Annotated in this window: 12 protein-coding genes and 1 pseudogene; 5 read left to right on the forward strand and 8 right to left on the reverse strand. The window is 43.7% G+C overall.

What is annotated here, in order from left to right:
- Positions 1–8 precede the first annotated feature (8 nt).
- The 4 genes from MHI37_RS30615 to MHI37_RS30630 all read right to left on the reverse strand — a co-directional run bounded on the left by MHI37_RS30615 (position 9) and on the right by MHI37_RS30630 (position 4,835).
- The gene (locus tag MHI37_RS30615) at positions 9–968 is read right to left on the reverse strand and encodes a hypothetical protein (protein WP_076338358.1); all 960 of its coding nucleotides are present in this window, start codon (positions 966–968) and stop codon (positions 9–11) included.
- A 32-nt stretch (positions 969–1,000) separates the two neighbouring features.
- Positions 1,001–2,395: a hypothetical protein gene (locus tag MHI37_RS30620; protein WP_076338359.1), complete on the reverse strand. Its 1,395-nt coding sequence runs from the start codon at positions 2,393–2,395 to the stop codon at positions 1,001–1,003.
- Between the two features lie 18 nt (positions 2,396–2,413).
- A complete protein-coding gene (locus tag MHI37_RS30625; RefSeq protein ID WP_076338360.1) occupies positions 2,414–3,847 on the reverse strand; it encodes an MBOAT family O-acyltransferase in 1,434 nt (477 codons plus the stop codon).
- Between the two features lie 307 nt (positions 3,848–4,154).
- Complete coding sequence (locus MHI37_RS30630; protein ID WP_076338361.1) at positions 4,155–4,835, reverse strand: TetR/AcrR family transcriptional regulator C-terminal domain-containing protein; 681 nt, start codon at positions 4,833–4,835, stop codon at positions 4,155–4,157.
- Between the two features lie 138 nt (positions 4,836–4,973).
- On the opposite strand from MHI37_RS30630, the gene MHI37_RS30635 reads away from it, so the two are divergent.
- Positions 4,974–6,326 carry an MATE family efflux transporter gene (locus MHI37_RS30635; RefSeq protein ID WP_076338420.1) on the forward strand — a complete coding sequence of 451 codons (1,353 nt, stop codon included), beginning with the start codon at positions 4,974–4,976 and terminating at the stop codon, positions 6,324–6,326.
- Between the two features lie 61 nt (positions 6,327–6,387).
- Here the strand turns inward: MHI37_RS30635 and MHI37_RS30640 are convergent.
- Both MHI37_RS30640 and MHI37_RS30645 read right to left on the reverse strand, forming a co-directional pair.
- A pseudogene (locus tag MHI37_RS30640) lies at positions 6,388–6,579 on the reverse strand (IS4 family transposase); the annotation flags it as partial.
- 374 nt (positions 6,580–6,953) lie between these two features.
- A complete protein-coding gene (locus tag MHI37_RS30645; protein ID WP_076338362.1) occupies positions 6,954–7,577 on the reverse strand; it encodes a hypothetical protein in 624 nt (207 codons plus the stop codon).
- Positions 7,578–7,580: 3 nt separating this feature from the next.
- On the opposite strand from MHI37_RS30645, the gene MHI37_RS30650 reads away from it, so the two are divergent.
- From MHI37_RS30650 to MHI37_RS30665, 4 genes are read left to right on the forward strand one after another with little or no spacing between them, the layout of a single operon-like run.
- On the forward strand, positions 7,581–7,937 hold the full coding sequence (locus MHI37_RS30650; protein ID WP_076338363.1) for a hypothetical protein: 357 nt from the start codon (positions 7,581–7,583) through the stop codon (positions 7,935–7,937).
- Positions 7,938–7,963: 26 nt separating this feature from the next.
- Positions 7,964–9,070 (forward strand): endospore germination permease, encoded by a 1,107-nt coding sequence (locus MHI37_RS30655; protein ID WP_076338364.1) that lies wholly within the window; start codon positions 7,964–7,966, stop codon positions 9,068–9,070.
- A gap of 10 nt (positions 9,071–9,080) precedes the next feature.
- The gene (locus tag MHI37_RS30660; protein ID WP_076338365.1) at positions 9,081–10,580 is read left to right on the forward strand and encodes a spore germination protein; all 1,500 of its coding nucleotides are present in this window, start codon (positions 9,081–9,083) and stop codon (positions 10,578–10,580) included.
- Positions 10,581–10,601: 21 nt separating this feature from the next.
- The gene (locus tag MHI37_RS30665; RefSeq protein ID WP_076338366.1) at positions 10,602–11,774 is read left to right on the forward strand and encodes a Ger(x)C family spore germination protein; all 1,173 of its coding nucleotides are present in this window, start codon (positions 10,602–10,604) and stop codon (positions 11,772–11,774) included.
- Between the two features lie 564 nt (positions 11,775–12,338).
- Here MHI37_RS30665 and MHI37_RS30670 read toward each other — a convergent pair.
- Both MHI37_RS30670 and MHI37_RS30675 read right to left on the reverse strand, forming a co-directional pair.
- On the reverse strand, positions 12,339–17,504 hold the full coding sequence (locus MHI37_RS30670) for an S-layer homology domain-containing protein (protein ID WP_076338367.1): 5,166 nt from the start codon (positions 17,502–17,504) through the stop codon (positions 12,339–12,341).
- An 813-nt stretch (positions 17,505–18,317) separates the two neighbouring features.
- On the reverse strand, positions 18,318–21,434 hold the full coding sequence (locus tag MHI37_RS30675; RefSeq protein ID WP_076338368.1) for an AAA domain-containing protein: 3,117 nt from the start codon (positions 21,432–21,434) through the stop codon (positions 18,318–18,320).
- Positions 21,435–21,692 lie beyond the last annotated feature (258 nt).

Here is a 21,692-nt window from a genome sequence, read left to right on the forward strand (position 1 = left end):
GTAATAACTTAATCCTTACCATAATAAACCGGCATCACCTCCCTAGCGATTAGTTCACTCAGCTCAATGGCTCCTTGTGAATTTAGATGTAAATAATCACTAAAATGCTCTTTGCTGAAGCGATTATCTTGATAATAATCATAAGCCTTCACTTTATAGTTAAGCTCCATCTCCTCCATAAAAGCTTTAGTATCCTTATAGGATTCTGTATACAACGCAGCATACTGAGGCATTACAGGGGAAATGATAAAAGCAACTGTTATATTTCTTGCCTGTAACAACTTGATATTCGCTTCAATAAGCTGTTGATTATGCACGATATTTCCTTGAGCTTGGAAGGGTGTAATCAGAGTTGCTATTCGAGCTTTTTTCACTGCCTCATCATTGGTTTCTCCTTCATTAGCTGCGTCCCCAACACTCGAGTTGCTAACAAACCCTTCCTCCGAAAATTCCCTTCCTTGTAACAAAGAAACCTTAAAGCCCTTGAGCAGATAATCGATACTGTCGCGATAACCAAACCTAGCGATTTCACTGTAAGCTCGGAGGTCTAGCCAATCACTCCAGTGATCAAATCTCGTATCATAAAACTGGTGATACTTATAAGTCAGAATCTCCACCTCTGTGTTCCTGCTCCCTAGTTCGATTGCCGGAGGGATCAGATTGTATACAACCAGCTTCAGATTCGGCATCTCAGCAGCCAATTTACTGACGAGTGCTGTGTCCTGATCTAAGAATTGGTATAGGTTGGCTAAATTAAATGAATTAGCCCGCAAATAACTCGGATCAACACCATAAGCTGTAGGCGATGACCCTAGAAACAAGGTTTCAATCTGATCTTGCTGTTTTTTGAACAAATCTGCCTTATAGGAATAGACATCCTGAACATTACCTAGCCCGACTTCGAGTATGCCAATTAAAACGATGAAGGGAAGGATAAATAGTCCAATTTTGATCATAAGCTTGCGCATCCTTTACCTCCTTAATTGAGAGATGGATTTCGTTAAAAACCGAAAGTAAAAGCTGTCTTTCCAATCTCACTAAAAATCAACAGCAATATAACGCCTATATAAAAGACAGCCCAACGCTTCCAAGGCTTTTTCTGGTACATCTGAAACACGCTTTTCGGGTAGCTATACTTCGTCCCAAAGCTCCCAAACCCTACAACAATAGCTGCAGCTAACCCCACCAAAGCTATAATTAAATCATTTGAGGTAATTCCCATATTTAATAGTAATTGTTCACCCTGAAAGTGGTTTAAGCGCTGGAACACATGCAGGAAGAAGTAGGCTCCGTCTTGAAAACTCGAGAATGCAAGGAATACAGAAGCCAAGCATGCGGTTAGCCAAACCAACCATTTACTAGCAAAAGGCAGCTCCAAAGCGGGTATTTTATCTGTAATGACCGTTTTACTGCCCGCAACTGAAATCATCCAAACCATACCCCAGAATAGAAAACCTACCCCGCCTCCGATGAAGAGAATACAAGTACAAAGAATAGGTATAAGGGCAGCAGCTAATCTAGGCTTATCCCTGCTTGTCCATCCCGCTATTGGTGAAGCTAAATAGTCTTTGACCCATGCGGTTAAAGAAGTCATTACACGATTCCAATAGTGAATTGGGCGGTCTGCAGCGAAGGGGAGATTAGAATGAGGAGACATTTGAAAGCCCATCATATGGGCAAAGCCAACCGAGATATCCACATAAGCGCATAAATCAAAATAGAGCGCAAACATAAAACAAATAGCGCCCAAAACCAGCTCCCACCCATAGTGATCCGCAGGCTCAGAGAGCGCAGAACTAGAAATGATCGCCATTCGATCGGCAATAACTACTTTCTGAAAGATACCCCAAAGGACCAATCTAGCCCCTTCTGTTATGCGCTGGCGATTGAAAACGTGATGCCCATTATTTTGATTAAAGAAACCTCCCGGCTTCTCGATCGGCCCTGCAATCAGCTTTGGAAAGAACAACAGGTAATTTGATAGAGCAAGCAGGCTGATATTCGGTGAAATTTTCTCGCGGTAAAGCTCTATTAAATAACTAATGCTTTGCAAGGTAATAAACACCGCACCGAGATGGATCAGTAACGGATGGTTCATTTCCTGCCTCAGAATTCCAGCCGTTATCCAATAACAAATATACAAAGTCACGTTAACAGCGATCCCTAGCTGAAGCAGACGATTTCGATTAGTCTTTCTACCAATTAGGGATTTGCCAAATAAATAATTAAATAGAATTAACGAAAGTAAATAGGGCAGCGCATGAGGTATAAACAAAACTACAAATACTAACCCCGATAAGAGCAAGCCAATTGGCTTAAAACGAATGGGAAGTAGTAAATAGATTGCTGTCGCTGCTATCATAAAACCCAAATACCCAAAGGAAAATGTTAACAATGAAGAACCCCTTCTCACCTAGAATTGAAAATAAATAAAGGTATTTCCCGTAAATACACCTAAAAACAAAATACCGAAAATAAGCGCATAGATTAACAAATAACGTAACCATGTAGGCAAAAGTCCAGGTATTTTAACAAGCTCAATATAGTTTTTACCTTTTGCATCCATGGCAATTTGAATACCGATAATGAATAGTGCGAGCAGCAAATCTATAAGTAAATCGAAAGGACTAATCGCTAGCCGATCCAATATCCCCATGATATTAAATGAGCCCTCATAATTCACAAACAAATACTTAAATACCTCACCAGACTGCTCCAGATTAGTGGATCGAAAGAAAACACACAGCAAACTTATTAACCCGATATTCATTGCAATTTTGATATATTTAAATCCGCTGCTGTGCAGAAATCGGTTTTTCCTTTGAATCAGATATACCAATCCGTTTAATATCCCCCATACAATAAACGTCCAATTCGCTCCATGCCAGAGACCGCTAAAAACAAACATCGCAACCACATTGAATAACGCCCAACCTCCGAATATTTTGCTGCGCATCATTGGGAAAAATATGTACGTGCGAATCCATGAGGTTAAGGAAAGATGCCACCTAGACCAGAAATCGATCAAATTTCTAGCAGCAAATGGATTGTTGAAGTTTAAAGACAGCTCAAAACCCATAACACGCGCACAGCCCCTAGCTATATCGCTATACCCGCAGAAATCACAATAAATTTGAATAAAGAAGAAGAATAAAGCCAATAAAATTTCAGTTGTGCTGTGAGAGCCTGGATCGGCATACACCTTATTGACCACAATGGCCAAGCGATCGGCAATCACTAGCTTTTGAAACAAGCCCCAGAGAATCAATTGTCCTCCCTCTACCACGTTTTGCAGGCGCAGCTCGTGCTTTTGACGAAATTGCGGCAGCATTTTCGCTGCTCTCTCAATTGGCCCAGCCACCATTTGCGGATAGAACATCACAAAAAGTCCGAATATAATGTAATTTCTCTCTGGTTTTATTGATTTACGATAGACATCAACGATGTAGGCAATACTTTGAAGGTTATGAAATGACAGTCCTATGGGTAATAACCAGCTGGAATGGGGTAAATGGTTACTTATATGCAGCGTATCAAGAACAACGTTCATACTATCGGCAAAGAGATTATAGTATTTAAATGAGAACAAGAGCAGTCCATTACCGAGTATGCTAGCTATTAACGCAATTTTGCGGCCTCTTCCATCGGTTCTACTAATCCAAAGAGCAGCCCAATAATCGAATGTAATCATCACAAGCATAACCACTATGTAAATGGGAACAGCGTACATATAGAAAAAACAGCTTGCAGCAAACAGTCCTATATTGCGCAATTTATGAGGTAATAAATAATAAGTGATCGTAACAACCGGAAAAAAAACAAGAAATGCTAATGAATTAAAGATCAAATATGAGTTCTCCTCCTAGTGTTCTTGAAGAATCACATAGTCATTTTATTGTGCTAGTTGCTGTTATCGCATCTCCTTTAAAATAGACAGCGACAAAATACACCCTTATTTGACTATATCACTGTTTTTTCTACAAATAACCTCCCCGTTTGGGTAGTTTATTCGGTCTCATCGATATCGCTTGCCACCCCAGCTATTTTTTTTCTCCCAAAAAACAAACGAAAAAACACATCTCTTCGAGATGTGTTTGGATCCAAATTGAGGTTCGGGACTATCGGTTAAACCGTCAAAAGAAATAGCGTACATTCTACCTCTCCTGCTCCTTGATCACCTGCTCGACCCCCAACAGAATCAGCTTCAATCCGAACTCAAACGCTCCGTCAGTCCCCATCAGCTCGAACAATCCGTTCGTAAACATTCTTCGGAACAGTCCCGCTTCCGTCTCGCTCATGGAGTCCAGAAGGCGAATCATTTCTTCACCCGGGAGTGTTCCCTGGTCCTTACGAATAGCGGAGACATTGCGCTCATGCTGATAATCGTCTAGGACGAAATAGAAGACAAAGTTCACAAGTGTAGTAACCACTTGCAATTTCTGCTCTTGCTCAAGCGGCGTCGATTCCACACAGAGCAGCATACGGTTGGTGAACCGGATGATGTCCGGTTCGTGGGGCAGCGTCATCATCATGAGCTGCGTGGAGCAGGGATACCGGCGGAGCACACTCCGTACCGTAACCGCAAGTTCTGTCAGCTGCTCCTTCCAGTCCCCCTCAGAGTGGAACTCCTCCAGAATTATTTTTGATACCTGGTTGGCCAGACGCTGATAGAGATTCTGCTTGCTCTTGAAGTACCAATACAAAGAGGGCGCCTGAATCCCTAAGCGGTCGGCCAATCGTCTCATGCTGAATTTTTCAATGCCCTCCGCTCCAAGAAGCTCCCACGAGGTTTCCAAAATTTTATCCTCCGAAATCTGAGGCTGCTGTTTTTTCATCGGTATCCACCTTTTTATCTAACAGTGTAAGTTTATGCTTTACAGGTTCTTAGGTTCATGATATCATCTAACACTGTAAGACACAATCTAACACCGTTAGAGTGAAGGACAAAATAAATGAAGAAAGTAGTGACCCGCATGGATACAGAAAACCTTCATTACTTTGAAAAAGCACCAATCGCAAAAGCCGTAGCTCACTTCGCTGTACCGATGATGCTAGGCACGTCAATGGGTGTCATCTATTCCATCTTGAATGCCTATTTCCTTGGTACACTGGGCAATACGGCCATGTTAACCGCACTCGCACTAACCTTGCCGTTATTCGCAGTCATTATGGCGCTAGGCAACTTGATTGGCATGGGTAGCGGTACATTCATCTCCCGTTTGCTGGGAGAGAAAAAATATGATGTTGTAAAGCATGTGTCATCATTCGCCTTTTACAGCAGTTTGGTTCTCGGTATTATTGTGATGTCCGTCGGCCTCCCGTTGATCGATCCAATCGTCCATGGCCTGGGGGCAACGCCTGACTCCTTCGGATTCACGAAGGACTATGTCACGGTTATGCTTATAGGTTCACCATTCGTCGTGTTATTCTTCACGCTGGAGAATATGGTTCGCTCAGAGGGAGCAGCAATCACATCGATGATTGGTATGATTCTCAGTGTTGTCGTAAATATTATTCTCGATGCGCTAGTTATCTTCGTCTTCCATTGGGGCGTGATCGGCGTTGCGTCTGCTACGGTCATTTCAAACCTGGTTGCGAGTATATTCTACGCCTTCCATATGAGTTATAAGAGCCAATTCTTAACCATCTCCCTAAAATGGTTCAAGGCTACCAAGGAGATTCTGAGCAATGTATTCAAAATCGGAGTTCCCGTCTTTATTATGAGTATCTTCTTAGGTGCAATGTCGCTCATCATGAACCATTTTCTTGTTGAATATGGGGATCAAGCTGTGGCAGCTTACGGAATATCATCACGTTTATTGCAATTTCCTGAATTTATTCTGATGGGCTTATGCGAGGGGGTCGTACCGTTGATTGCCTTCACTTTTACAGCGAATAAATTACGAATGAAGCATACTATTGGATTTACGATCAAGGCGATTGTAGCGTTAGCCGTCGTGTTCGGCATCATCGTCTATCTGATTTCCGACCATTTAATTGGTTTATTTACGAATGACCCGCAATTAATCGAAATGGGCAGCTACATTCTGCATGTTACGTTCTTATCCTTGTTTATTACAGGAATGACTACGTTGTTTACGGGGATCTTCCAAGCAACAGCGCAAGGAACTGCCGCGTTTATTATGTCCATTATTCAGGGTATTACTCTGATTCCTGTGTTGTTTATCGCCAATCGCATGAACGGCTTCCACGGGGTGGTCTGGTCGCTCGTCATTGCGGATGCCGTCGCTTTCCTTGTTGGTGCCATCATGCTGTATGTTCTGCGATCCAAACTACAGCCGGATTTGGATCGTTTATTACAGTGAGGAACATACACCTTATTGAAAAATGTTCTGACAGTAACCTGAACTAATCTGGATCAGGCAGTAGAGCTTCCACGCATCGCTTGTAACCAGAGGTTCGCTTGTCGTTACCTTCCATGATGCCGTTGACTTGCGATTTAAGAGAAGCGAGCAAAGAGAAGTCAACCGGGATAAACGTATGACCATTCGACCAGCCAAGCGTGAGCATATGAAATCCTTTGTAATAGTAAACGGTCGCGTGATCCGCGCCGAAACAATAGCCAGACCATTCCTCACTGACTGTGGCAACCCAATAGTGAAGCAACTGATAAACGGTGAATTTTCGCGCCGTATCGACGTAGCCAACCGTTTTCACGATGGATTCCGCCTCTTCGGGCGTAGAACAGTTTAAAGAATGGGGAGAATCGTGTTAGACTTTTTCATGGAGTCGTCACCTTCTGGTCTGTTTGTAGGGGTACAAACATTTTACCGGGTTGACGGCTTTTTTTCTACCATTTAGTGGTTAATAAACAGGCCTGATATTTGAAATACATATTTGATGGATCAGAAAGTCACTAACTTTATAATATAATCTAAGAGCAAGACTAGCAGTGCTTTTGCTTCCATTCATATTATTGAATTTATCAAGATCTACTGAAATAATAATCTCATGATCCGATTTATCACGAGTGAGGACAAGATATAGATCAACAGAATTCCTGTTCTTATGAGCATTTTTAATAACTTCCAAAAGGGGACTATCACAATTAATTTGTGAGATATGCTGGAATTGCACAGGATCAAAGTTCTGTTTTGGTACTGGCAGTACTGATACGGCACATCAGGCAAGAGGGACTCGAAAGCCTGCCAGATGGAAACCTGTCCGTCGCTTACAATGCCTACGATGGGATACCCCATTTCGATAATGGGATCGATCAGCGTACGCAATTCGGCTGCTGCTCCAATCTTCATGTTTCGAGCCGCTAGAATCGTGCCGCTGAATACCTCGCGAATGACATAGAGCATCTCGTTCCCCTTCTCGGGTTGGACGCCATCCATGGATAGGATGATTTCACCATTTTGCGCAGTTATTTCTGCCATACATTGTCTGACATAATCGTCGAGACTGGCGGACGACAGCATTTGATAGCGCTCACTGGTCACGACACCACGTTCGTTTGAAGCGTCTGCAATTTCTTCGCAAGTCCGGTGATGTTTAAAACGCAGTTCGCCGACAAGACTGTGCACGCCATAACTGTAAGAGGAATGTTTCATAGCATGAATTACTTGAAATTGTCCCCTCAGCTTTGTAAGGAGCAGGCAGCCTTCCTTTGCATAATTATGAATGCTTATAGGAATTATAAGGTCATTCAATCAATTTTTTTAGAAAGGCGGCTAATTATGCTAGAAAACCTATTTGTGGCAGCTCTGCTGATCATCGCATTATTGATAAGCGACCTGCAAAACTTTAAACAAGCAGACACAAAGACAAAAGCCGCATATGTGTTATTGCTCTTACCAGCAACCTATTTATCCATCTTGTTTATCTTCCATCTGTCTTGGCCTAATATCGGTTCGCTGTCCAGATTAATTTATGGCTGGCCCGCCAAACAGTTATTGGCCCTCTTAAAATAAATTCTAATGCAGAGTAGGTAATCTACATGTCTTCCCAGCACTCAACCATCACGATCACGCAGCTTGCCTGTTTGCTCTCTGCCTATTCCATAGGCTCGGCAATCGTTTTTATCCCCAACCCGTTAACCGCGGCAGCCGGCAATGATGCATGGTTGTGCGTCATATTCGCTTACGGGTTTGGCATGCTTGTACTTGCTTGCGTACTCTATTTGCACAGCAAGCATAATAGTCAGAATTTGATTGCTTACTGCCGTGCGCTAATCGGCAATCCGCTTACCCTCCTTGTATCAATACCTATAGTTTGCATGCTTTTTTTTGCAATAAGCGCCATTAATTCCAGCATAGGCGATTTCTTTACAACGGTGATGATGGACCAAACTCCGCCGTATGTCTTTCATTCTATCGGTATGATCCTTGCCGCCTTAACGTCTAGAGCAGGCATTAAGATAGCGGCTAGAATGTTTCTGCTGCTACTGGTCATTTTGATTCTTTTCTCCATAACCGTTATCTTACTTGCTATTCCAGTCTATCACCCCAGCTACCTACTGCCTTTCTTTGACCATGGCTTTAAACCCGTCACGCATGGCTTCTTTATAGCGGCAGGTTTCCCGTTTGGTGAGGTTTGCTTATTCTCCATGCTGTTGCCTTTTGTTTCCAGAAGCAGCCAGCAAGAACTGAATAAGAAGCTCTATCTCGCGTTTTCCTTCACTGGTTTCATGCTGTTTATTTCAACGATCAGCGCAACGATGGCATTTGGTCCAGCTGCCGGTTTTTTTAACTACTCGCTGTACCGCTTAGCTATTGAAATCCGCATTGCCGAGCTGTTCCAAAGGGTTGAGGCCGTCATTGGAATTGCCCTTATTCTGGGCTCTTACATGAAAGCGACGCTGCTGCTCATGATTCTGAATTATGTTTTCATCGAGTTGCTCCGTATAAAAGACGATAAGATTCTCCTCTATCCGCTAGCGCTGATCTGTATTTTTTTATCGGCAACGATGTTTAAAAGCCCTGCTGATTTTCAAGAGCAGGTATATCTGATTTGGCCATTTTCGGTTCTTGCAATTGGCTGTATGCTCATCTTTTCTTTAACTATTATAACTTGGATAAAAAATAAAATATCGATAGACAAATGAGGCTGGGACTTTGAATGAAGCGATCCGATCAATAAAAAAGCTCAACACGAACCTGACCAATAACCAAAAAGAAATTGAACAAGTATTTTCCTGCTGCCAGGACGTTAACTTTCAAGATTGGCAATACGGAGCATCATTCCAATACGAAGCACTTTCTATTTACTGTGCTTCGCTTGCCAGCTATACGACTCATCTGCTTCAGCAAGCTCTGGAACATGTGGCTGCTTACACTTCGGAGAAGTGGGATTCCATTACCCCGGAGAAGCTAGAGGTATGTATGTCTAGATCCAACACCGCTCTTCAGCCTTTCGTCGTTCTCGATGAATATGACAAAATATTGGAATTTGTTATGAATGGCTATATCGTTATTCTCTTTGACCAAATCGGCAAAGCATTGGCCTTCGAATCCGGGTCGACAGCACAAAGACAAGTAACCGAACCTGTGAATGAGCCTGCCGTACATGGACCAAGAGAAGGTACCGTAGAAAATATGGCGACGAATCTAGGCATGATCAGACAGCGCCTGCGCACACCTGACTTTAAGGTGGAGTTTTTGCAGGTGGGCAAGGTCATTAAGAACAAAATCGGCTTCGGTTACCTGAATCAGGTCGTCAATCCTAGCGTGCTGCTCGAGTTCCGGAAGCGACTAGCAAGCATCGTTGATTATGAAGTATTAGAAACCTCTTACATTGAGGACTGGATTGAGGAATCCACGCTCACTCCGTTTCCGCAGGTGCGCTACACGGAACGCACAGATTCAGCTACTGCAGCATTGTTGGATGGAAAAATAATCGTTCTCGTTGAAAATTCCCCTATGATTATGATCTGTCCGGCTCTGCTGGTGGATTTTATGGGAACGGCCGAGGATTATTACATACGCTCCGTATTCGCGACATTCATTCGCTTTTTACGTTTGCTGGCTTTTATTATTGCGCTCACTTTACCCAGTATTTATATCGCGCTGTCTACTTTCCATCCTGAGCTAATTCCGACAGTGCTGCTGCTCGCGATTGTAGACTCGAGGGAAGGAATTCCATTCCCCGCCTTCGTTGAGGCGCTCGTTATGGAAATCTCATTTGAGCTCCTTCGAGAGGCTGGAATTCGCTTGCCTCGAACGGTCGGGTCCGCAGTAAGTATCGTTGGTGCTCTCGTAATCGGACAAGCTGCGATAATGGCCAAGATCGCATCCCCTTTTATGGTCATCGTTGTTGCCTTAACTGGCATTGCTTCCTTTGCCATACCGCATTACGATATGGCTATTGCCCTTCGGATTCTCCGCTTTCCTTATATGATTGCCGCCAGCATGCTTGGTGGTTACGGACTGATGGTCGTGTTTTTGCTGACACTGCTTCATTTAACCTGCCTTCAGCCGCTAGGCGAGCCTTATTTATCATCGCTAGCTCCATTTAAAATCAGGGATCTCCGCGACATATTCGTCCGAGTTCCACTGAAAACCATGTTGAAATCTCCTAGAAATCGCAGATTGCATCGTTCCGGAAACAAGGGATAATTCATGAAAGGAGGCTGACTGATGAGAACCCTTCATGTGCTCGTCATGCTTTTCCTAGTGTTTCCTATATTGAGTGGCTGCTGGGACAGGCTGGAGCTCAACGATTGGGCGTTTGTACAAGCAGCAGGCATCGATCTTACCGACGACGGACGAATCCGGCTGACGACTCAAATCTACAAGCCAGGCGGAACGCAAGCTCAGGAACTTTCTCCAGGAAAGAGCTCCTCCTTCTTCAATATAACAAGTGAGAGCTCCACAGTGTTTGGCGCTTCGCTTCGCATAGACAACGAGCTTGGCCGAAAGCTGCAATGGAGCCATATGGAAGCTTTATTAGTAGGTGAGAACTTCTCCAGAAAAAGAAACATTGGAGACGTGCTTGATTTTTTCTCCCGCTCCAATGAACCAAAGAGCTCCATATCTATCATCATCACAAAAGGCGATGCCTATAACTACTTATCGAAACTGCCTTTCATAGATAACAATGCCGGGCAGCAGCTCTCCTCCAGCATCAAAACAACCGAAGAGCAATCCGGTTTATCAAATAGCGTATCCTTAACGGATCTGAGTATTTACGCCAAGCAGCCAAGCGCTACTTTTCTAATGCCTCTCGTTTATTCTACAGCTGATCAGATGCTGCCGCCTTCGAATACGACGGCAATATTCCGTTTTCCCGAGGGAAAGCTTCTTCGGATCGTGCCCAGCAGTAAATCTCCCTATTTGCTGATGCTTAGAAATCAATTTCGCAGCGGCATAATCAACATCCCTTGCCCAAACAATAAAACGGGAGGCTTTAGTAGTGAATCCTTCAAGATCCTTAGATTGGAAACCAATCTCTCGCCTCGAATCATTAACGGGAATGTGACACTGGATATAAAGGTATTCGCATCAGGAAGCGTAATGGAATTAACATGCTCGCAGCTTACTACTGGAGAGGAAACCAATCGCTTTACTGAGCAGGTTGAGCGGATTCTAAAGAAGAAACTTGAAGAAACGATGCGATTTATCTTGGCGGAGAAAACCGATGTCATTGATGTAAGCGCAAGGCTTCATCGTTACCATAATAGACTATGGAAGAAGTGGGAGCAGGATTGGCCCGAGCGCTTCAGCAAAAGCAATTTCACCATTGAAACAGATGTCCAGCTTATCCATACCGGAATTGATTCCGGACAACCTTTCACCTCCTCACTCCAATAGCGCTCCAATCATAAGTAGCCTAAAAAAGCCCTCTTTGGTAAACCAATGTCATTAAGTTAAGGTGCAGGGCCAAAAATGAAGAAAAAGAGCAGGTTATCTGGATCAAAACAGAAATCAGTGCTTGACGACTGGAGATTAGTGAGAAAATAGGAACTTACGAAATTCCCCCTCTAATAGAAGATTACATGGAGGAAAATGAGCTGATTAGAATCGCGTATCGGGAATCTGAGCTTGGAGTAACTTCCTTCTGAAGGCTAACGGACCGAGATGACCTTATTGAGGGAGAGTCATAGCAATTCAACCCCAAACAGGGTGACCCCACCATTCGGGACGTTTGCGCACCGAAATCTCCCATGGACCGTTATCCACCCGGTAACGGAACTCCGATGAATATGCGCGATACGAAGGGCACCAGCCAAAAAGTATATTTCTCAGACTCTGCCGTTAGGAATGGAATGCAGTTCTCTGCCATGAAGAGGATGTGGTTCATGATCCCGACAAAATGGGCCGTCCCTAAGTCGATTGACTTTGGGGACGGCTTCATTTGTTACAGATATAGCTGTCTTACAGATCCAGACCAAGATCGAGTACAATGTTCAGCATCCGCATGATGATCGCCACCGACTGATCGCGGGTAGCGGTATCGTTTGGTGCAAACTTACCGGCGCCGACACCGTTCAAGATGCCTGCTCGGCTAAGCTGATCGATATGGTCTGCAGCCCAATGACCGCTGAGATCGGAGAACTTCGATGCTCCGTTAGCCGTGCTCATATTCAGCACACGAGCTAAGATTGCAGCCATCTCGGCGCGAGAGATCTCTTGGTCAGGATTGAACGTGCCATTGCCTGTACCATACACGATACCTGCACGATGCAATGCTCTGATAAGGACATCTGCCCAGTGTCCATCCGTGTCAGAGAAGGAACCGTCCTCTCCTGTCGTATCAATACCTAAAGTACGAACGATCATCGCAACGAATTCAGCTCGTGTTACACTATCCGAACCTTTGAACTGACCGTTAGGAACGCCTTCGACAATACCAATCTGCGATGCATATTGGATTGCTTTAGCAGCCCAATGCTTCTCTGGTACGTCGGGGAAGTTAACCGACGGATTCGCTTGCAGCGTTCGCTGTACATTAGCCTTTGTCCACTCTGCGCTCGCGATCGCACTGTTCAGTACAGGCTTCTCCGGAGTTGGCGTCTGCGTTGCGGAGTCAGGATCCGTCGGGGTTACCGGATTCGTTGTTGGATCATTCGTCTGCTGCGTCGTCACATTGATCTTCAGTTCCACAGGCTCACCTGCGCTGAACACGAAGGCTAGGACGTCACCATTCGATAGCGTTGCCAAGTAGCTCCTTTTAATCGTAACCACTTGCTTGCCATCCGAAGTTGCAGCAGCAAGGCTGTAGTCGTTGTCAGCAAGAGCAGTATCGCCCTTCTTGATTCCCGTGAGCGTGTTGCCGTTTAATGTCACCGTCACCATGATGTCATTACTAGCATTCCTATAGAACGTTGCCGTTGCTGCCGAGAGCGTAGCATTCTCCGTTGACGCATCAGTATAGTAGATGTTCGGCACAGGAAGCTGCAGAGCCTGAACTTCATCACGTATGTCTTCGCCCAGATAGAAGCTCAAGTGCTCCGGCTGGTTGTACATAGCGTTCTGCGAGTTCGCCGCCAAACGATACTGCGGATCATGCATTAGGGTGTAAATCACATTGTCCGTCGGAATATCCGTAGTGTAGATTCTTAAAGAATTATTGTCGCTAGTACGAACAAGAATCTCATCACGCCAGTCTCCGAAGATATCGGCGATAAGACTTGGATTTGCTTTGGTTCCGTTGTTGGAATAGGTTCCGGTCAAAGTCTGAAGCGTTGCAAGCTCGCTTTCCCCAGTTGCCACATCATAATTAAACTTTGTGATGGATGGCCCACCTGTTGTGGTCAGATTATCCGGCCCGTCGAAGAACTCGCTAAGCAGGTCTCCGTCCCAATACAGGATGAAGTTAACAGGAGCCTTGTTAGCTGAGCCAATGCCTCCGACTTCGGTTGTAATAACCTCGCCGCTCACTATGTTGTACATAGGCGTCTCAATTGCCCAAACCTCGAAGCCCGGCAAAGGAGTTATATTGGCCGCAACGCCGCGCCCAACATCGCCTAGGTTTGCCGAATACGTCCATACAGGCTCTCCTGTGGAACCGCGAACCAAGGTTACATTGTTCGGAGGTCCAGCTTCATGTGGCTGGAAAACATAGATTTCGTTACTGCCAGGAATCATGGCACCTACGTGCAGCGCATCGCCGTGGCCCGCAACTACTGTACCATTGATTCCATTGGAGCTCCACAAGATCGTTCCGTCATGGTCTAAAGTGATGGCACCAAGCACAACCTCGCTGTAACCGTCAAAATCCACATCGGCAACCTTCAAATTATGATTGCCCTGATTACTACCGGCGTTCCAATCCGCTAGCTTAAACGTCCAAACTTTCACAATTTCACTGTCTATAAACTGATAGGCAGCTACAAAATGCGGGCCGTAGTGACCACGTACCTCAATAACCGTAGGATAAGGCTCTGCGCCATTCACGCCATTCTTCGGCATATAGGCTACCGCGCCATTAAAGCGGTCGCTGCGGTTATTGTTGTTGTCGCCCCAGTTGGGGGTTATGTTGTACTGCGCAAAATAATTGACCGTATTAACCGGCTGTCCTGTTTCTCCGTTAAATACTGTAAATGTTTCCGGGCCGGACGCAACTCTGCCAAGCGCCGTATTGTTGACCTGGTTATCATTTGCCGGGTTTTGAAGGCCGCCTACCCATACCGCTTCAGGGTCGCCCAATACCCAAGCCGGAGTGTCTGTTAGGTCATCGATTGTACCATCCGCTTTAGGAAGATAACCCCTAGTTCCGTCGGCTGTCTTAATCGAGAACTCTGCTTTTCCATCCTGATCCAGATCATAGAAGTTGAACGCACTGTGATGCGCGCTGGATACGATATTGATACCCAGATTGATTCGCCACAACAGCTTACCTTCAAGGGTATAGGCGTCGAATATCGTCTCGCCAGTATGTCTGTTAGCAAGACCCGGGTCTTGCGCCTGAGACGGATACCATTTCACAAGAATTTCATACTGTCCATCACCGTTAACATCCGCCACGGAGGTGTCGTTAGCTGTGTAGGTAATCGGATCCGCATTGGATGTCGCGCCGTAAGCAAGCGCCGGGTTTGGACGATCCGCCGGTCTCTGCATGGGAATGTCAATATAATTATTGGCCCATGCAGTTGCAGGTTTGCTTGTTTCGCCGGTACTTACAGTCTCTACCACGTAAATATCTCCGGTATTACCGTCTGCGTCAACATAATCTAGCGTAGCAACCGGTGACGTATTGACCCTATCGCCGTTTCTGTACACGTTAAATGTTAAACCCTTGTTATATTCCGAAGCGAGCAATCGCCACGTTACAAGTATGCCTTGTCCGCTATTTTCCGGAACGGCTACTACTCCTCTGTCCAACCACTCCATTGAGAACGGCTTGGAAGTAATTTTGTCTCCATGTCGGTTCTCGATGTAAAGCTTCGCCTTTACTCCCATTCTGTTGACCGCTACGTCAGGAACACTCGTAAGCGTTCCGACATAGGAGAATACGCCCTGCTTATTCGGGTCATACACCAACTCCGCGGCTGTTGTAGACCATGGGACTTCTGTTAATTCCCAGGTTACGCCTACCGATTCAGTAGTGCCGCCCGCCACTTTAACGTTAACGGTTGCCGGCAGGTTAAGCCCTGCCTCGTCAGTCAATTGCCCGATGTAGACAGTCTTAAACCAGCTCTGCCATGTATTGTTGTCCGCTGTTGCGGGGCGCTCCGACAAGAAGTCATAGGGTAGCACTTCTGATATCGTGTCCGGTGAAAGCGGCTTTGTAAAGAAGTAAAAGTTATCAACGCCATTATCTACAACGTTGACGTTATTGCCTGCCGCGCGTTCGCCAGTGAGAACGAACGAGCTTATTTGGATTCCCTCAAAAGGAATCGTCAGCACGGAAGGCTCCGCCTCGGCATCATCCCTCGGAACAAGGGAAACCGTAGCGATCATCGTATCAAAATCAAACTCTACACCTACCGTATACCATATATTAACCTCGTTATATGTAAACGCATGGTAACGGTCATTGCTCCAAAAATAAGCAGGATCAGTGCCGGTCGGACCTGGTAAAGCCCCTGCAAACGCGCCTATTGTCCTTGCGCCGTTATAGGTGCCTGTTCTTAAACTAAGCAGAACACTCGCTCCATCCTGGAAGCTTAAGTTAAACGTATTTTGCGCGGTGGTAACTGCTGGAACCTTCCAGTCAAAATTAGCATATACCTTACTGCCGAAAACAGCCTGTGGCAGATCTCCCTTACCGCCGCGGTTGCCTGAACCGGATGCGTCAAATCTGAAATAATTATTGACTTGAGGAGCGTCTTCCCTGGCAAGCGTATGGTAGCTCCCGCCAGCGAATATCCATAGCGGGGTTGCATCATCACCGTCAAAATTGCTCCCGAACTCCTGCGTGTACCCTTCCGCTAATAGGGCGGAAAAGTCCGGAGTTGGTTCAGTAATCGGCGGAATATATTGCACATTGATCGACACGCTGCCCGTAATGGAACCATCCATATTGGACACAGCCGTAAGAGTGGCCACGCCTGCACCAACCCCGGTAACCGTCACGCTGCTATCTTCGTTTACAGCTATAGTAGCAATGCTCTCGTCGCTGATTGACCAGGTGAACGTCCTGTCGCTTGCATTAACTGGCAATACAACCGCGCTGAATGTCGCTGAATGCTTATCCGCAAGCGAACCTTCTCCATATTCTAAATTAGCGGAAGTTGGGGATAGCGTTATTTCACTTGGGTTTATAATCGGTTTAACATCGCCGGACGAAGCAGCCTTGAATTGGATATTATCAACGCGCATGCCATAGGTGTCTTCATCCCAATCAACACCCGCAACCGCGTTAAACCTGGCCCAGTTCTGTCCGTTTGCCCGGCTTGCGCCTATACTCAGGCTGGTCAGCTTACCGGAGTCTATTGCTATTGGCTGTGGCGTGGTGTATGCCCTTGAACCGCCGTCGGTAACGCTGATTAACGCCTCCTGTGCCAGAAGATCAACGTTAATGATAACCGAAAGCTTGGTCAAGCGCGGCACACCTGTCAGCGCAGTAGTGGCGGTTCCTGTTGCCGGAACGTTGCTGGCGGCCATATTTCCTGTGTAATACGAGATGGTCGCCGGTGAGTTTGCATTCGTTCCGCCTCCTGCAGTTCGAAGCGTTACGACTTGGTCCGCACCGTTGTTAAGGCGGACATCAAGCGAGTTTGCGCTAGGTCTGGTAATATCAACCCACCAGTCAAAGGTTACTTCAACCTGATCTTTGCCGGTAAGGTCATATTCTCCGCTATCAAGGGGAAGGGTCCACCAATAACTTGCTCCACCGCTGGATGGAGGTTGAACGCGAAGTGCTTTCGATTCAAAATTCGCTACCGTAACTGATCCAGGACCAGTGGTTCCAGGAGCGTCGGTTACTATCCCCGCTAAATCGCCATCCTCAAAATCCAATACATCGCCTACTTGTGTCAAAGCGATAGGCGTGGTACTGCCGGCTTCTTCCGCCCCCAAAACCACCGAGGGCATAAGCATAAATACCATGGAAACGGTGAGCAGTACAGACATGTACTTCTTAAGCCTTCTTTTCATTTACTTCGCTCCTCTTAGTAATGCATATAGTTACCAGTTCGGCCGCAGAAAGCTATTCTCCGTTTTCCCTGCGATAAAGCGCTTTCTATTTGAAATAGGCTAAGATGAATTACTTGATGCGCTAGCGTTGTATAGCTGTACTTAAGTGTTACCTAATACCACCTCCTCAGTAATAATAGGACTTAAAGTAGGTGAGGCTGATCCCACCGTATAACAGCTTCGACAACAACCGTTGAACTTTCTTTTCAATTCTAATTGAGGATTGAATCATAGCCTCATAGAGGTAAAGAATGGTACACGCTTTTGATATTTGAGACTCATTATAGACTTTCTACACATAAAAAGAAGTCAAATATCCGACATCTGTGTTTAAAAAGTAGATAAATTAAGATTGGGCCGTGCGTCTGATCGTAACCACGCAGACAATGGTATCAGGAACCGCATGTTGACTTCATGTTGACCTCAGAGCATAAAAAAAACATCGCCGGGGCGCATAAGCCACATGGCAGCGTAACGGGTCTATCGGCGAAAAATCCAGAACGACGAACTCTGTCCCCATCTCAGCTGCATACAAAAAAGCAGATACCGTTTTACCAGTACCTGCCGAATTCAAGCAACTCTATTCTTCTATTCTACGTCTAGCGAATGATCAAGACTGACATTCAGCAAAAAGAAGACAAGCTCTCTCCTAAGAGAAAACTTGTCTGATGATACTCATTATGTTTTTTCCAACAAATCCACTTTATTTGTGATAAGGCTCACCGTAACATCTCGAAGGCGAAAAGAAAAGCCCTCCAACTTGGAGAGCTTCCCCTAAGCATCATTCCAGACCTCATCATTGTTATAGTCATCAATAATTGAAATCGTTTTATTTGCCACTTCACTACCGAGTGAAGCATACAATTTCTTATCGCCAATAACATAAAATTCTTCTTTAGCCCGTGTAGCTGCAACATTCATCATATTTGGATCAGAGACAGCCCATCTTGCCGCCCCACTGCTATCAGAGTCAGCTCCAAGAACAAAGTAGACAATTTTGGCTTCTTTCCCTTGAAAAGTATGAACAGTTCCAATATTCGTTGTTTTCCCATTTTCTCGTTTCGTGAAGTTAATTCCATCTAAAACTAGTGCAAGTTTATAAGCCACATTTCTAAATGGGGTGATAACATAAATTTCATCCGCCAAATTCGGATCTTCTTGCAAACGTTTATCAATCATACTTTTCAGTAAGTCAGCTTGTTCTTTAACAAATTTGTCATTTGCTTTTCCGGTTGAATCATACCACTGTGATTTCCCTTGTGACTCAGCTTCTGATTTCCCTTGTACCATCAACCCGTCATACGATATTTTATTTGAAATCGTAAACATCGGATAGTCCGAACGTCTGTGTACCCAAAGTGGTATACCAATCCATTCATCCTCATTTTTTTGGAAACCATACTGACTTGTGGCATCCACAATTGTTTGAGTAGACACATTAGCAGAGACGAATTTTTCATCGACTTTGTAATGTCTTCCGATCAAGGTCAGAACATTTGAATCTAGCGTCATTACTGGTTTTATTTGTGATGGATCCCCAACAACCATAACCTTTTTGCTTCTAAAGATCGCACCAACACTAGCTTGTGGTAGTGCTTGACCAGCCTCGTCTATGAATAGATTGCCTATTGAGTTTTCATTAAGATTTTTAAACATTCTACCAAAACTAGCAAAAGTAGTGCTGACAACAGGGATAGTGAAATTCAACCATTGCCATGATTCTGAAATTAACTGATGTCCATTCTCTTTTCCCATGTATTCAGACTGACTACTCCAAATAATCCTCGCGGCTTTCAAACTCCTTCTGTTTTCATACAGGAATTGCTTTCTAACTTTTAAAGCTGAAATAAACAACTCTGATTGTAATTTACGGAATTGCATTGTAAACCATGGGTTAGACTTTTGAAGCTCAGCATATGACAGTGAAAAATCTAGTTCCTTAATGCCACTTTGAGATTTTCTTTTTTCCAATAACGAAATTTCTTGTTCCAATTTTTTAAAATTATTTTGTTGATTGGTCATCCATCGATCGAAGTCAGCTTTTGTGTCCTGAATTTGTTTTTGAGCATACTCACTTTCCGTAGCATTTTCCCTTATCCCATTTTCGAGTTGCATGCGGTTATTCAACAATTCAGTTTTTTGTTTAGATAGATAATTTAAATGATCATTTGATTTATTCAGATTTTTAAAATACTGCTCAACTTTTGGTTTATTAAATAATTTCTGAAACCACATTAAACTTGGCTTTTGTGAAGTAACTACATCATAATTCCTTTCAGCTTGAGCTTGTACATTAATTAAATTTTCAGTTTCAGTGGAAGAATTCAATAAATCTTTTTGGAGATTTATACATTCTTGTCTCAGTCTTTCAAGTTCACGTTTCGCTTCTTCTTCCTGTGAAATTAAACCTGTTCGTTTCTTTTTTTCTTCTTGTTCAAAAGCAATAATTTGCTCCTTTTGCTCGGTTTTTAATTTTTGAAGCAAATACATTTTTTCGCTATATTCTTGCATTTTTTCTCTTTCGATGTTTAATTCATCATAGAGACGGGAGAATTCTTGATATACACTTTCACCTGTATTCGCTTGATAATTAACTTCTAAATCTTTTTCAATTGCTTCAATGTTTAAAAGTAACTTGTTAATATTTGTTGAAGCTCCACCTTCTAACGAGAATACACCCCAATTTTCCTCATTTAAAAGCTCACTTTTAATCTCACGATTCTTTCCATAGCCTTCACCAGTTAATTCAGAATTAGAAACATCTTTGAAATAATCCGCTTCATCTAATTGCTTTTGAAAATCGTCAGCAACATTTTCTTTCTTTGGTAACTCCTGAACAATATTTTGGACTGCCCCATTGTTTGAACTTGCAACAACAATATTTTTATCTGAAATGGAAGGCGGTAAAACCCCAAGTTTGGCATCTTTCCAATAAACTAGACTACCTTGAATCCTTTTATCAGAAAGCTGCATAATTTCCGCTGCCTGTTGTACTACTAAATCAGCAAAAATATCTTTTAACAGTGTTGTTTTCCCTGTCCCTGGCGGACCGTTAACACTACGAATTTCATTTTCATCGTTTAAAGCTAGATTCACCGCAACCTGTTGCATGAATGAAAGTGCAAAACCAGGATCACTTGGGAAACGTCCCAACGGATAATATTTAGGTTGTAAAATGATTGTCTCGAAAATTTGTGAATTAAAATGAATTGACTTTTTATTGCCATTTAGATTTTGTGTATATCCCGAAAATCCATTAAAATATCGATCTAAATTTTTATTAGTGATTATCTGTGCTTTGTTCAGATCTTCAATAAAAAACGAATGTAAGTTTACTTCTCTATTATCAAAGTTTTTCACAAATGCATAGCGAAAATTATCTGTGGAAACATTATACTTTTGTAAAAGCTCAGAAATGGTGGTATTAAATCCCTCATCAAATTTACTGCTCAAATCTTCTCTAAATGAGTTTTCAACTTTTGAAAAATTTTCCGGTAAATCACCATGTTGGCGGATATAACCGCTCATTGTAAAAAACAATTGGTCTGCTATAAAATTTAATTGGTTATCAAAATATATAGAGAAGGTGAATTTGTCAGAGTTACTAACTTCTTCGTAGGTTTTCGCAATCTTGTACTTCTCCCTCAATATATCAACAACTTCTTGAAAATTGAAAATATCAAAATATAATACTAAGCCCGACTTTTTAAAGAATTTATCTGATACATTTTGTTGTTCTTTTTGTTTAGTTAAAAAGTCTGTAAAAAACTTATTCCAGTCCTCTTCCATTGTATGTAAGAGCTTTAGCGATTTATCTTTTCTATTAATAGAACCTTCGGATAGTTGTTCTATCGTAATCCAAGCATTTAAAATATCTTTCCTTTTATTCATGTTCTCCCCCCATTATCATCTACACTTACATATTAAGGCTCACCGTATTGTCGGATCAGCGAAAGTCTGCTCTTATAGCTGGAGTATGGTCCTTTTATATAATCCTGAAGCCCATGAATAAAAATCTTTCATTGCTAGGAGCGTAGTTTCGGCTTATTTATACAGCTTTATCAGGAAGGCTATCCTTTCGAACTTGTCTGTGTTTCCCAATAAACATCACTCCTATTTGGCTTAGTACAGCGCTGTCTGTAACCCTTT

The organism is Paenibacillus sp. FSL H8-0548 (assembly GCF_038630985.1).
Classification (GTDB): domain Bacteria; phylum Bacillota; class Bacilli; order Paenibacillales; family Paenibacillaceae; genus Pristimantibacillus.

Bases quoted from the DNA above. Each gene is read 5' to 3' on its own strand.
- MHI37_RS30675 (WP_076338368.1), bottom strand. From the start codon at position 21,434: ATGAATAAAAGGAAAGATATTTTAAATGCTTGGATTACGATAGAACAA.
- MHI37_RS30650 (WP_076338363.1), top strand. From the start codon at position 7,581: ATGAATTACTTGAAATTGTCCCCTCAGCTTTGTAAGGAGCAGGCAGCC.
- MHI37_RS30615 (WP_076338358.1), bottom strand. From the start codon at position 968: ATGCGCAAGCTTATGATCAAAATTGGACTATTTATCCTTCCCTTCATC.
- MHI37_RS30645 (WP_076338362.1), bottom strand. From the start codon at position 7,577: ATGAAACATTCCTCTTACAGTTATGGCGTGCACAGTCTTGTCGGCGAA.
- MHI37_RS30630 (WP_076338361.1), bottom strand. From the start codon at position 4,835: ATGAAAAAACAGCAGCCTCAGATTTCGGAGGATAAAATTTTGGAAACC.
- MHI37_RS30655 (WP_076338364.1), top strand. From the start codon at position 7,964: ATGTCTTCCCAGCACTCAACCATCACGATCACGCAGCTTGCCTGTTTG.
- MHI37_RS30665 (WP_076338366.1), top strand. From the start codon at position 10,602: ATGAGAACCCTTCATGTGCTCGTCATGCTTTTCCTAGTGTTTCCTATA.
- MHI37_RS30635 (WP_076338420.1), top strand. From the start codon at position 4,974: ATGGATACAGAAAACCTTCATTACTTTGAAAAAGCACCAATCGCAAAA.
- MHI37_RS30670 (WP_076338367.1), bottom strand. From the start codon at position 17,504: ATGAAAAGAAGGCTTAAGAAGTACATGTCTGTACTGCTCACCGTTTCC.